The following is a 13,140-nucleotide window of genomic DNA, read 5'->3' on the forward strand; positions in this document are numbered from 1 at the left end:
CCTTTGCACTGCATTGGCACTGCGAGAGTTGAAAGCGCTGGTAAACACCGCTCTGAAATTACCATAGAGCGGCGCGCAAATACTGCGACATCATACCACCGCAAAAGCAGCAAGGGCAGCCAGGGAGCTCACCAAAGCCGTTTAGACGCTAAATGCCTCTTTCCCCAAGGTTAATGCAGCCAACGCTTCACGCACCTCGCCCTCGATTGCAGCGGCCTTATTGGCGCGCATATCGAGTAGCACGAAGGTTAAATCCGCACGGGCGATGACGGTGCCATCCTTACGCCCACCGTTTTTACGAACAATACGATGGTGGCAAAGCCCGCTGCGCTCACCAACGTCGATGATCCCGGTCATCACTTCCAAATCATCCCCTTGGCGGGCAGCGGCCAGATAATCAATGTTCAAATTGACGACGACGAATGCCCGCCCGGCCTGATGGAGCTCTTTGATCATCTCTGGGTGTTGATCAAAGAAGTCCCAGCGCCCTTCTTCCATAAACTCAAGATAGCGAGCGTTATTGACATGCCCATAGCCATCCAGATGATAGCCTCTAACGCGTAAATGAACTCGCGACAGCGATGCACTCATATCGACTCCTCTATAGTGATTGGCAACGATTCAATCAAACACAAGTTTGAAACACGTGCAACAGAGACGATTGGTGACAGCCGCTGGTAGGAATGCCCCGCTTTCGCCATAATGTGCCACCTTTTAAACAGGATTGGCTCCATGTGGTTTAAGCACTTGCATTTATACCGCCTGCACGACGCGCCCGAATTATCCAGCGATGAGCTCGCTAGCGCTTTACAAGAGCATGCCGCCAAACCACTCGGCAACGCCGACGCACGCCGCCTGGGCTGGACTGCACCTGCTGGACGTTTGGGCGCAGGGCAGCTTGTTCACGAAATTCAATCACATCGGCTGCTTTCAGCGCTGCGTCAAGAGCGCCTACTGCCCGCCTCTGTTGTAAAAGAGGAAGTCGATGAGCAGGTGGCGGATATTGAGGCCAGCGAAGGCCGCAAAGTGACCCGCAAAGAGAAGACCGCGTTAAAAGAGCAGGTAACCGAGAATTTATTGCCCCGCGCTTTTGTGCGTAGTCAGAAAATTGATCTTTGGTGGGACATTCGCGGCCAGATGATAGGCATCAATGCCAGTTCACGCACCCGCGCCGAAGATATTCTGGATTTGCTTCGCGAAACCCTGGGCAGCCTAAAAGTCACCCCACTGAGTTCACAGACGCTGCCTATTCGCGCCATGACCACTTGGCTAGGTGACGCGGCCAGTCGCCCGGCCGATCTTCAGCTTGGTGACCAGGTTGAACTCAAAGCTAAAGGTGATGACGGTGTACTGCGCGCTCGTCAGGTCGATTTAGACAGCGATGAAATTCAGCAACTGCTTGAGACCGGCCGCCAAGCCAGTAAACTCGCGATTAGCCTGGAAGGACGGCTAAGTTGTGTGTTACACGATGATTTGGCGCTGAAATCGTTGCGCTTTGGCGATGCCTTGATTGAAGAAGCCGATCACGCTGACGACGGAGACGACGCGCTTGCCCGTCTGGAAACAGACTTTATTCTAATGGCGCAGGCGCTATCTACCGATATTCCACGCTTGATAGAGTGGCTTGGCGGCGAGACACAGCGGGAACCCGCGACGCAGTAAGGGCTCTATAGTCATTCAAGACTGTTATCCGAAGTCGTCTTTTCGCCTCGATGTTATTAATCGATATTTACTATTTATCATCCAACGGTTCGCATGACTCATCACAACAACGCTACCAACGCCTCTACCGAGACAGACCCGTGGGCCGATATTCGGCCCTTTATGGATCATGAAGTGGCCGATGTGCTGGCCAGACTCTCACGGGACAACGAGCTGCTGGATGCACTGACCCGCTTTCGGCTGCCGCGCATGGCGCGCTGGGCACCATCCCTGGCGCGTGTTTTTGCCAGCCGTGCCGTACGTCGTGAAGTCAAAGACGTAACGACGGTTTATGAGTTTCAAATGCGTATTGCCCATTACATGGAGCGCATGATTCGCACCACCACGGATGCCTTTGAAGTTACCGGCCTCGACAAACTCGACGCCAACGGCGCTTACCTGTTCATAGGTAACCACCGCGATATCTCGCTGGATCCCGCGTTCGTCAACTATGCGCTGTATCAAGCAAACCGCGACACCGTGCGTATCGCGATCGGTGACAATCTGCTTAAAAAGCCCTATGTCACAGATCTAATGCGGCTTAATAAAAGCTTTATCGTGCCACGCAGCGCCCGAGGTAAGCGGGCTATGCTGGCAGCATACCAGCAACTTTCCGCTTATATTCGCCATACCATTACCGAAGACCAGCACTCAATCTGGATGGCACAGCGGGAAGGGCGGGCCAAGAACGGCATCGATCACACTGAGCCCGCCATTATCAAAATGTTGATCATGGCCAGGCGAGCCGCAGAACGAGACATGGTATTTGGCGAGGCAATTGCTGAGTTAAAGCTGGTGCCGGTATCGATTAGCTATGAATACGACCCCTGCGATGTCCAAAAAGCCCAGGAGCTGCACGATATCGACACACTGGGTAGCTACGCTAAAAGTGAGTTTGAAGATATTCGCTCCATTGTAGCCGGCATTACCGGCTCCAAAGGGCGTGTACGGCTGCACTTTGGCACACCGGTAGGTTCTGATATGGCCACGCCCGACGAAGTCGCTGCTGAGATTGACCGCCAGGTGATTGGTGGCTATCGACTGTTCCCCAGTCACTATTTGGCTTTAGAGGCGCTGGGCGAAGCACCGGAGCTGGTGGCACGCAAAGCCATCACTCGACAAGACCGTGAACGCTTTAATGCCCGGCTTGCCGAAGTGCCGGAGCCTCTGCGCCCCTACTGGCTTGCCCAGTACGCGAACCCTGTTAAACACAAGGCAGGGCGACTGACGCTCTAAATCAGCGTTTTAAGCTGCCATTTTAATAACGGGCAATTCATGCCCGTTGGCGGAAAAAATGCTATGGTCGATGCATTGATTGGTTTCGCATGGCGCTGTCGTCAATTGCGATCCTAAGGAGACCCCCATGTCCGGTTCAGAAATTCAGAAAACACGTATCATCAACGAGCTACGTGGCTTTATTCGTAAGCTGCTGCAAGACCCAAAGATCCTTGAGCAATCACTGGCGATTGCCAGAGAACAACTGACCGAAGGCAATAGCCCTGCGGTGATGGCGCGGATTGCCAACGAAATTTCCGATACCACCAGCGTGCATATACCGGAAGATCCGGCTGAACACTCTGAGGCTGATAAGCTCTTTTTAGAACTGCTGCGTGAAGTCGTTCAAGAAGAGCAAGCGCTTTATTAATCGTTGCTAGGACGTAACGGTATCGGCGAAGCGTTTAGCGACTTCGCCGTCTTTTTTACCATCGCCTGACCGGCACCCTTATTCACTCGGAATTAACCTTCACCATGTCTACTACCGCCACGCGCAACATTTTGGTGACTAGCGCGCTCCCTTACGCCAACGGAGCCATTCACCTCGGTCACTTACTTGAGTATATCCAGACTGATATCTGGGTACGTTTCCAGAAAAGCCGTGGCCAGCAGTGCTACTACGTATGTGCCGATGACGCCCATGGCACCGCCATTATGCTGCGTGCCGAGCAGGAAGGTATTACCTCTGAAGCCCTGATTGAGCGGGTTTCCAACGATCACCAAACAGACTTTGCCCGTTTTGGCGTTGGGTTCGACAATTACCACTCGACCCACTCCGCTGAAAACCGCCACTTCAGCGAAATGATTTATAAGCGCTTACGGGATAAAGGCCATATTGCCACCCGTGATATCGAGCAGATGTTTGACCCCCAGAAAGGCCTGTTTCTGGCTGACCGTTTTATTAAAGGCACCTGCCCTAAATGTGGCGCTGAAGACCAGTATGGCGATAACTGCGAAAAGTGCGGCGCTACCTATACTCCCGCCGACTTGATCAACCCCGTTTCAGCCATTTCAGGCGCAACGCCCGAAGTACGTACATCGACCCACTACTTCTTTAAACTGCCTGACTTTGCCGACTTCCTGCAGGGCTGGATTGACGACGGCCATGTGCAGCCGCAAATCCGCAATAAGCTGATGGAGTGGTTTGAGTCTGGCTTTAACGAGTGGGATATTTCCCGGGATGCGCCCTACTTCGGCTTCGAAATTCCCGATGCCCCGGGCAAATACTTTTATGTCTGGCTGGATGCGCCAATTGGCTATTTGGCCAGCTTCAAGAACTTGTGTGACCGCGAAGGTATCGACTTCGACAGCTACTGGAACAAAGGCTCTGATGCCGAGGTATATCACTTTATCGGCAAAGATATCGTCTACTTCCACGCGCTCTTCTGGCCCGCCATGCTGCATGGCGCGGATCTGCGCACCCCCACCGCCGTCAACTGCCACGGTTTCCTGACGGTAGACGGCGCCAAGATGTCGAAATCCCGCGGCACCTTTATTAAAGCCGCCACCTACGCCGACCATCTCAACCCGGAATACCTGCGCTACTACTTTGCCGCCAAGCTTACTTCCAAAGTTGATGACCTGGATCTGAATTTGGACGATTTTGCCGCGCGGGTAAATTCAGATTTAGTCGGCAAGGTGGTCAACATTGCCAGCCGCTGCGCCGGTTTTGTTAAAAAGCTCGGCAGTGGCAGCCTCTCAAGCCACTGCGCTGAGCCACAGATGGTCGCCCGCTTTATTGCCGCCGGTGATGATATTGCCGAAGACTTTGAAGCCCGGGAATTTAGCCGGGCAATGCGCAAAATTATGGAACTGGCGGATGAAGCCAACACCTATATTGCTGATAAAGAACCCTGGGCGCTGGCCAAGCAGGATGGCCGTGACACAGAGGTGCTTGAGATATGCTCGGTAGGCATTAATCTGTTCCGCCAGTTGATGGTTTATTTGGCTCCTGTGGTACCCGCCATGGCTGAAGAGGCCCGTGTTTTTCTTAACGTTGAGTCGCTGGACTGGCACACTCGTCAAAGCGTACTCACTGATCACCCAATCAATAAATTCAAACCGCTGATGACACGCGTTGAACGCGATAAAATCGATGCCATGATTGAAGCGTCGAAGGAAGATCTCGTGGAAGAGCAAAAATTGAAAGAAGCGCCCAAAGGCCCGCTGGCGGAAGAGCCTATCGCCGAGGAAATCGACTTTGCCGCCTTTGCTAAAGTCGACCTGCGCATTGCGCGTATTGCCAAAGCCGAATACGTAGAAGGCGCCGACAAACTGCTGCAATTGACCCTCGACCTGGGTGGCGAAACCCGCAACGTCTTCTCCGGCATTCGCTCCGCCTACGCCCCGGAAGCCCTGGAAGGCCGCTTAACGGTCATGGTCGCCAACCTGGCTCCGCGCAAAATGCGCTTCGGCGTATCGGAAGGCATGGTGCTGGCCTCTGCTAACGAAGATGGCATCTACCTGCTCTCTCCCGATGCAGGTGCCGAGCCGGGTCAGCGGGTAACCTAACCCGTCGCATAAGCGGTAAGCAGGTTAAAGGGCAGAGACTCAAAAGCGCTCTGCCCTTTGCATTTTTATTATAGCGGCAATTTTATTCAAACTTCCTCCTGCATAGGTTTTTCACACATCAAACTTCCTTGCCTCCCACTAGCCAGCGCCGCCTTTTCTTCGCACAATACGCTGTCATGAGTGAGTTATTTATCATTTTGATCAGCACTGCCCTGGTCAACAACTTCGTACTGGTTCAGTTCTTGGGCCTATGCCCGTTTATGGGCGTCTCCAATAAACTGGAGTCGGCCATGGGCATGTCCCTGGCCACTACCTTTGTGCTGACTCTGGCATCGGCCGCTAGCTTCGTGGTTTATCACGGCCTGCTTGTGCCGCTGGATGTAACCTACCTGCGTACCATTAGTTTTATCGTGGTGATCGCCGCCGTGGTGCAGTTTACCGAAATCATGGTGCGCCAACTGAGTCCGCTGCTGCACCAGGTGCTGGGCATTTTCCTGCCGCTGATCACCACCAACTGCGCGGTATTGGGTGTAGCCCTGCTGTCGTTAAACCGTGAATTAAGCTTTTTCCACACCATCCTTTATGGATTGGGCGCAGCACTGGGCTTCTCGCTTATTTTGGTGCTGTTTGCCGCGATGCGCGAACGTTTAGCGGGGGCGGATATTCCCAAACCCTTCCAAGGCGCCGCGATTGCTATGGTCACCGCCAGCCTTATGTCGTTAGCATTTTTAGGGTTTTCAGGGTTGGTGCAGGGATGAAGGCAGCGCGCAATGAATAGCATCATTGGAATCCTCAGCGCCGTCGCGGTATTAACCGGCTTGGGTATCGGTTTTGGCGCCCTGCTGGGCTTGGTGAGCGAGCGCTTTAAGCGCGAAGATAACCCGCTAGTTGAGCAAATTGATGCGCTACTGCCGCAAACCCAGTGCGGCCAGTGCGGCTACCCAGGCTGCCGCCCTTACGCTGAAGCCATTAACCAGGGTGATGCGCTGAATAAATGCCCTCCGGGTGGCGAAGCGACGATTCACGCCCTTGCCGATCTTCTCGGGCGCGACCCCGAGCCCCTGGATGGCGAAGCGCAAAGCGAAGCCAAGGTGGCATTTATTCGCGAAGCGGAGTGCATTGGCTGCACCAAGTGCATCCAGGCCTGCCCGGTCGATGCGATTATCGGCGCGGCTAAATTAATGCATACCGTGATTGAAGACGAGTGCACCGGCTGCGATCTCTGCCTTGACCCCTGCCCCGTGGACTGTATCGATATGCTGCCACGCTCAGCCCCGCTCACCCAGTGGCAGCCGGTAGTGGCGCACTCATCAAACATGATTGCCAGCGACCGCCAACCCGCTTCAGGGGTGTCTTGATGTCGAACGCCTTTGACTTCCCGGGAGGGATTTACCCCCCCGAACGCAAACAGCGTTCAAACCAATCCGCGCTGATTGAAGCGCCACTGCCCCGCCGGGTCACTCTCCCCCTTCAGCAGCACAGCGGTCAGCCAGCGAAGCCCTGTGTGGCGCAAGGAAATGCGGTAAAAGTGGGCAGCGTGATTGCCAAACGTGAAGGTATGGTCTCTAGTGCCCTGCACGCCAGTATTAGCGGTACGGTGAGCGAGGTTAGCACTACCCAAATCAGCATTGAGGGTGACGGGCAAGATGAGTGGCTTAGACTGCCACCATTGGTGTGGCAAAATGTCGAACCCCACGCGCTGCTTGAGCGTTTAAACGAGAGCGGCATCGTCGGCTTAGGTGGCGCCGGGTTTCCCACCCATATTAAAGCGCGGGTGGTCGAACAACATACGATTCACACCCTGGTGATTAACGCCGCCGAGTGCGAGCCCTATATCACCGCCGATGATCTTACCCTGCGCCACTACGCTAACGAGGTGCTTGAAGGCGCACAGATAATCGCCAAACTGTGTGGCGCGCAGCATATCGTTATTGGCATCGAGGATAACAAACCCGAGGCCATTGACGCGCTGAAGCAAGCCCTAACCAATAGTCAGCCAGTCCCCGTCGAGCTGGCCGTGATCGCCACCCGCTACCCCAGCGGCGGCGAACGACAACTGATTAAAAAACTGCTAGACCTCAACGTACCCAGTGGCGGGCTGCCTGCTGATGTTGGCGTGCTGTGCCACAACCCAGGCACGCTACTGGCGATACTACACGCAGTGCGCGATGGTCAGCCGCTGGTTTCCAGGGTGGTCACGCTGACTGGAGAGGCCATCACCCAGCCCGGCAATCGCTGGGTGCGTCTGGGCACATCGGTTAGAGAGCTGCTGGAGCAGGCAGGGTTAAATACCCCAGAGTTACACCAAGTGATTCAAGGTGGCCCCATGATGGGCGCGCCACTGCTAACGCTCGATACGCCGGTCACTAAGCTTACCAACTGCTTAATCGCGGCCACGCTTGAAGAGTTACCGCCGCCCCCAGCAGAATCGCCCTGCATTCGCTGCGGTGAGTGTGAAAGCGTTTGCCCGGTAGCACTGCTGCCCCAACAGCTGCACTGGTACGCCCGCGCTCAGGATGATGCCAAGCTTGAGCGCTACCACCTATTTGATTGCATTGAGTGCGGTGCCTGCAGCTACGTCTGCCCCAGCCATATTCCGCTCGTGGTGGATTACCGGGAAGCTAAAAGCCGGTTACGCCTGCAGCGAATTGAGACAGCAAAAGCGGAGCACGCCAAGCACCGTTTTGAGTTTCGCCAAGCGCGGCTTGCTCGGGAGGAGGCTGAGAAACAGGCACGCAAGCAAGCCCGCCAGGCGCAGCAGCGGCGCCCTTCTAACACTGCCGCAACCAACAGCGAAAAGGTCGACTTACGCGGTCTGCGCATCGCCCATGCCGCCGCCAAAGCATCGGTCAAAAAGGCTGAAAAAACCCTGGCGCGCGTCGCTCAGGAAGATCCTAAACAATCCCTGGATGACTTAGAAATGCAGCTTGCCACCGCCCAGGAGAACTTGAAAGCAGCCGAGTTGCAGCTTGCCCAGGCGCGCGAACAGCAGTCTAGCGAGGAGTCGCCATGAGCATGATGCACGCCTCAGGCGTTAAAGATGCCATGACGGCAACCGCGGTGCCACCAACGGCAAGCTTAATGCGCTGGGTAATTGCAGCAACCCTGCCAGGCATCGCCACCATGAGCTACTTCTTTGGCCTTGGAGTTATCAGCAATGTACTGTTAGCCGCCGCTTTTGGTATTGCGCTTGAAGCCGCCGTGCTACGGCTACGCAAGCGCCCCATTCGTGTGACGCTGAATGACTCAAGTGCCCTGCTTACCGGCGTTTTGCTGGGCACGTCACTGCCACCCGCTAGCCCCTGGTGGCTTGTCGGCGTGGGTATGATCGCGGCAATTGTAGTCGCCAAGCAGCTATACGGCGGCTTGGGGCATAACCCGTTTAACCCCGCCATGGTGGGCTATGCGCTGCTATTGGTGTCGTTTCCTACCTACATGACGCTATGGGCACCGCCCCAGGAAATGCTACCTAATGATTTATGGGCGCAAATCACCGGAACTCTACCGACCGCCCAACTAGATAGTTTGAGCGGCGCAACACCGCTAGATGCTTTTAAGCACAAAGGGGACGCCGTGCTTGCCAGCGAGTTTTGGGCGGCTAACCCACTGCCGAATGGAACCCTAACTGCCTGGCGATGGGTAGCACTTGCTTGGCTAGTAGGTGGTGTGGTGTTGTTAGCGAAGCGGATTATTAGTTGGCATATTCCGATCGCGATGCTTGGCAGCCTAGTACTACTGGACACGCTGTTTTATCTCAGCGACCCCAGCCACTTTGCTTCACCGCTGTTTCACCTGCTCACCGGGGCAACGCTATTCGGGGCGTTCTTTATTGCCACCGACCCGGTCTCCGCTGCCACCAGCCAACGCGGCAAACTTATTTATGGCGCGGGGATCGGTGCGCTGGTTATCATTATTCGCACCTTTGGCGGCTACCCCGATGCTGTGGCGTTTGCGGTCTTACTGATGAACCTGTGCGTACCATTACTGGATATATATAGCGTGCCGCGGCCCACTGGCCAGCAAAAAGCTTCACCGGGTAAGCCAGGAGAACAGCCATGACGCTGCTCCAGGCCATGCGGCGTGGCGCCTTCGCGCTGGGCACCTTTGCACTGATTACCGCCGGCAGTGTCGCGCTTACCCGCGCGCTAACCGCCGAACGTATAGAGACACATCAGTTGGCTTACCAACACCGCCAGTTGCAGGAAGTACTGCCCCAAGCGCTGGCGAATACCCCCGTCACCCAGGTACTGGAGAGCACCTTTACCCTTCCCAACCCACAAGCGCTAGGGCTGGCGAGTGATAGCCAAGGCTGGTGGGTAAGTGGCAGCGAGAACAATAACCCGAGCCGAAACGGAAGCAGCGCAGTGATCTTGCCGGTGGTAACCCGCCAGGGATATAACGGCAAAATCCACCTACTGATTGGCATTGATGAGCACCAGCGTATCAGCGGCGTGCGCGTTACCCAGCACCAGGAAACGCCTGGGCTAGGCGATGACATTGAGCGCAGCCGCAGCGACTGGATCACCCGGTTTAATGGTTTAAGGTTAGATAGCTTGCCACCAGAAGGCTGGGCGGTAGCTAAAGATGGCGGTCACTTTGATGCGTTCACCGGTGCAACGATTACGCCCCGAGCCGTGGTCAACGCTGTCCATAAAGCGCTTCAGTACGCCGCCGATACACCGCTACCGATGTCATTTGAGGAGCCCACCTTATGAGCCAGTGGCGCGAACTAGCCCAAAGCGGCCTTTGGTCGAATAACCCCGCGCTGGTGCAACTGCTGGGACTTTGCCCGCTGCTAGCCGTGAGTGGAAATGTCGTCAATGCGCTGGGGCTGGCGCTGGCTACGCTACTGGTAATGGTAGGCGCCAGCACGGCGATTTCGCTGATTCGTCACCAGGTGCCCAGCGCGGTGCGCTTGCCCGCTTTCGTAATGGTAATTGCAGCTTTTGTTACCTGCGCTGAACTGCTCATGGCCGCCTACGCCTACCCGCTCTATCAGGTATTGGGGATTTTTATTCCGCTGATCGTGACCAACTGCGCCATTCTTGGCCGAGCCGATGCATTTGCTTCCCGCCAGCCGGTGCTTCCAGCGGCCATTGATGGCTTTATGATGGGGTTGGGTTTTGCTGCGGTACTGGTGTTACTTGGCGCTCTGCGCGAGTTGCTGGGCCAAGGCACGCTGTTTAGCGATATGGCGCTACTGTTTGGGCCGCAAGCGGCCAGTTGGCAGCTGACGATTGCCGACGACTACCAGTTCCTGTTTTTCGTGCTGCCGCCCGGCGCGTTCTTTGTGGCGGGCCTGTTAATCGCGCTGAAAAACGTTATCGATCAACGCAATGCTGCCCGTGCCAAGCCAGTCGCGGCAGCACCCCGAACTGAGCGCCGCGTACGGGTTACCGGCACGATTAAATAGTTGGCAAGATGCCGAAAGTACACATGTAAGCAACTGCTTGTATTTATAACGCGTATTTATTAAGAGACCCGCCATGAATGCCCAAAAGCGTCATGAAATCTTTGCTCGCCTTCAGGCAGAGAACCCGCACCCCACCACCGAGCTTAATTGGAACACGCCCTTTGAGCTGCTGGCTGCCGTACTGCTTTCTGCTCAAGCCACCGATGTAGGCGTCAACAAAGCCACGGCGCGGCTCTACCCGGTCGCTAACACACCCCAAGCGATCATTGATTTAGGTATCGATGAGCTTAAAGCGCATATCAAAACCATCGGCCTGTACAACACCAAAGCCGAAAACCTGATGAAAACCTGCCATATCCTCGTTAATCAGCACGGTGGCGAAGTGCCCGACACCCGCCAAGCGTTGGAAGCCTTACCCGGCGTAGGCCGTAAAACTGCCAATGTGATTCTCAACACGGCATTTGGTCAGCCCACCATGGCGGTGGATACGCATATTTTCCGGGTATCCAATCGCACCGGCATCGCTAAAGGCAAAGATGTCGTTGAGGTGGAGCAAAAACTGCTGCGCCATGTGCCAAAAGGGTTTCTGCACGATGCTCACCACTGGCTAATTCTGCACGGCCGCTACACCTGTATCGCGCGCAAACCCCGCTGTGGTAGCTGCATTATCGAGGATCTGTGCGACTATAAAGACAAAACCGAACTTGCTTAACGGCTAGCAGCCTGTCGGGCTTGACCGATCGTCGCGAGAAGCACGGATTTTGAGCCAAATTTATCGATCGATTGAGGCGAATAGCGCGCTATTTAACGAAATCGATCGAATAAAGTTGGCCAAAATACCGGGATTCGCAGTAGATCAGTGTTAAGTCCGACAGGCTGCTAGGCCATCAAGTCGAACTCATCAGCAACTGGCGGTAAGCCTCACGCCAAGCGGGCCACTCCCAAGCGGTAGTATCAAGTAGTTCAGGGCGAGTCGCTGGATCGTTAAGCCAAGCACTGAGCCGGTCGTAAAGCCCTTCCCGGGTACCGTCATAGCGATAGGCAGGCGGATAAAGCGCCGGGAAGCAGAGCCGATCAGGCACCAGCGGCAACGCCCCGCGCTGGGCCGCCTCCATGATCGCCAACCCCTGAAATTCATGCCAAGTGGTCGAAACCACAATATCCGCGCTATCCAACAACTCACGGTAGGCCTCCTCCGGCTGTGGCTCCCAAGCCACAATATGCTTGGCTAAGCGCTGCTCGGCCTCGGCAAAAATAGCGGGGACTTGGCGGAAACGCTGACCAAGCACCGCCAGTTCAAACGCTACACCGGCTTCGCTTAACGCAAACAACACGGTGAAGAAGTCGTCGGGATTTTTGTCATACTCCCAGCGGTGATTCCAGATAATTCGCTGTGGCACCATTTTTTGAAAAGCCGTTTGCTGGCAAGGTGCTAAGTTTTTAGATGCTAAGTTTTCAAGCTCTACGTTTTCAGGTGCTAAGTTTTCAGGGGCTAAGTTTTCAGGGGCTGTGCTATCAGGAATGGGCACCGGCAATACCATAGCCCGCTCGCGTATCGCTTCTAATGGCTTAGCTGCCGGAAGGTTTTCCGGCATTTTTTTCAAAAAAGCTCGCGCGCCATCAATAAAGGAGTCACGGTTATAGGCGCTGTTAAACACCACGCTATCCGCCGCCAGCGCCGTATAGAGATTGACCATTTTGGCCTCTACTTGTGGCATTTGATCGCTCGACTCAGGATAGGCGAACTGGTTTTCATGAAAGTAGACAACCTTTTTTGCTCGACCCAGATGCGGGAACAGCCCTACCAGCGTTGCCAGATCAACCATCGAAGTGGCTAGCACTACATCAAACGACTGGCTGAGAGTATCGTGCTCTTTGAGCATCCAGCTCAGCGGATTGCCACGAATACGCCAAGCAAAATGTCGTGGCGGCAGGCTCAACTGCGTCCACGACACCTCCTCAAGCTGCGCCATTAAACTTTGTGCCCAGTAGCGATGGCTCACCGCCTCGTAGGCAGATAACAGGAGAACGCGCATTTACAGCCCTAACAGCCAGATCAGTGGAACGCCATAACATGTTAAGCAATGGCACAGAGGTGTGCAGTGTAACAAAGCGCGCTTACTAGGCTTTGTACGAAAACTGCCTGCGCTCGACAATACTGCGTTAAAAATCGCCTCGTGCGCGAGTCCGATCGAAATGCTCATTTACACCCCGTAAACTCCGCTTTCTCGTTGATTTTT

At 55.0% G+C, this 13,140-nt stretch carries 13 protein-coding genes; 11 read left to right on the top strand and 2 right to left on the bottom strand.

The annotated features are described in order from the left end of the window. Nucleotides 1–141: 141 nt before the first annotated feature. Nucleotides 142–591, bottom strand: coding sequence for an acyl-CoA thioesterase (locus AC4EYZ_RS00300; RefSeq protein WP_022523637.1), 450 nt, complete (start codon nucleotides 589–591; stop codon nucleotides 142–144). Nucleotides 592–732: 141 nt separating this feature from the next. Between AC4EYZ_RS00300 and AC4EYZ_RS00305 the strand changes: the two genes are divergently transcribed. From AC4EYZ_RS00305 to nth, 11 genes are all read left to right on the top strand, one after another. Beyond that, nucleotides 733–1,662: a recombination-associated protein RdgC gene (locus AC4EYZ_RS00305; protein ID WP_022523638.1), complete on the top strand. Its 930-nt coding sequence runs from the start codon at nucleotides 733–735 to the stop codon at nucleotides 1,660–1,662. A 93-nt stretch (nucleotides 1,663–1,755) separates the two neighbouring features. Continuing rightward, nucleotides 1,756–2,937: a 1-acyl-sn-glycerol-3-phosphate acyltransferase gene (locus AC4EYZ_RS00310; protein WP_009286584.1), complete on the top strand. Its 1,182-nt coding sequence runs from the start codon at nucleotides 1,756–1,758 to the stop codon at nucleotides 2,935–2,937. A gap of 127 nt (nucleotides 2,938–3,064) precedes the next feature. After that, nucleotides 3,065–3,346 (top strand): hypothetical protein, encoded by a 282-nt coding sequence (locus AC4EYZ_RS00315; protein ID WP_022523639.1) that lies wholly within the window; start codon nucleotides 3,065–3,067, stop codon nucleotides 3,344–3,346. Nucleotides 3,347–3,450: 104 nt separating this feature from the next. Continuing rightward, nucleotides 3,451–5,487 (top strand): methionine--tRNA ligase, encoded by a 2,037-nt coding sequence (metG, locus tag AC4EYZ_RS00320; RefSeq protein ID WP_022523640.1) that lies wholly within the window; start codon nucleotides 3,451–3,453, stop codon nucleotides 5,485–5,487. A gap of 176 nt (nucleotides 5,488–5,663) precedes the next feature. Next, the gene (rsxA, locus tag AC4EYZ_RS00325) at nucleotides 5,664–6,245 is read left to right on the top strand and encodes an electron transport complex subunit RsxA (protein ID WP_022523641.1); all 582 of its coding nucleotides are present in this window, start codon (nucleotides 5,664–5,666) and stop codon (nucleotides 6,243–6,245) included. A gap of 12 nt (nucleotides 6,246–6,257) precedes the next feature. Then, nucleotides 6,258–6,845, top strand: coding sequence for an electron transport complex subunit RsxB (gene rsxB / locus AC4EYZ_RS00330; RefSeq protein WP_022523642.1), 588 nt, complete (start codon nucleotides 6,258–6,260; stop codon nucleotides 6,843–6,845). Beyond that, the gene (gene rsxC, locus AC4EYZ_RS00335) at nucleotides 6,845–8,500 is read left to right on the top strand and encodes an electron transport complex subunit RsxC (RefSeq protein ID WP_053857062.1); all 1,656 of its coding nucleotides are present in this window, start codon (nucleotides 6,845–6,847) and stop codon (nucleotides 8,498–8,500) included. The genes rsxB and rsxC overlap by 1 nt, the downstream gene beginning before the upstream one ends. Next, a complete protein-coding gene (locus AC4EYZ_RS00340; RefSeq protein WP_009286581.1) occupies nucleotides 8,497–9,546 on the top strand; it encodes an RnfABCDGE type electron transport complex subunit D in 1,050 nt (349 codons plus the stop codon). Before rsxC ends, AC4EYZ_RS00340 begins: the two co-directional genes overlap by 4 nt. Beyond that, the gene (gene rsxG / locus AC4EYZ_RS00345; RefSeq protein WP_009286580.1) at nucleotides 9,543–10,202 is read left to right on the top strand and encodes an electron transport complex subunit RsxG; all 660 of its coding nucleotides are present in this window, start codon (nucleotides 9,543–9,545) and stop codon (nucleotides 10,200–10,202) included. The genes AC4EYZ_RS00340 and rsxG overlap by 4 nt, the downstream gene beginning before the upstream one ends. Next, on the top strand, nucleotides 10,199–10,900 hold the full coding sequence (locus tag AC4EYZ_RS00350) for an electron transport complex subunit E (RefSeq protein ID WP_009286579.1): 702 nt from the start codon (nucleotides 10,199–10,201) through the stop codon (nucleotides 10,898–10,900). The genes rsxG and AC4EYZ_RS00350 overlap by 4 nt, the downstream gene beginning before the upstream one ends. Before the next feature lie 73 nt (nucleotides 10,901–10,973). Next, entirely contained in the window at nucleotides 10,974–11,612 is a 639-nt protein-coding gene (gene nth, locus AC4EYZ_RS00355; protein ID WP_009286578.1) for an endonuclease III, read from the top strand. Nucleotides 11,613–11,787: 175 nt separating this feature from the next. On the opposite strand, the gene AC4EYZ_RS00360 is transcribed toward nth, so the two are convergent. Further along, nucleotides 11,788–12,936, bottom strand: a complete 1,149-nt coding sequence (locus AC4EYZ_RS00360) for a tRNA-queuosine alpha-mannosyltransferase domain-containing protein (RefSeq protein ID WP_022523644.1) — start codon at nucleotides 12,934–12,936, stop codon at nucleotides 11,788–11,790. Nucleotides 12,937–13,140: the final 204 nt, after the last annotated feature.

This window comes from Vreelandella sp. 162(4c) (assembly GCF_058152265.1).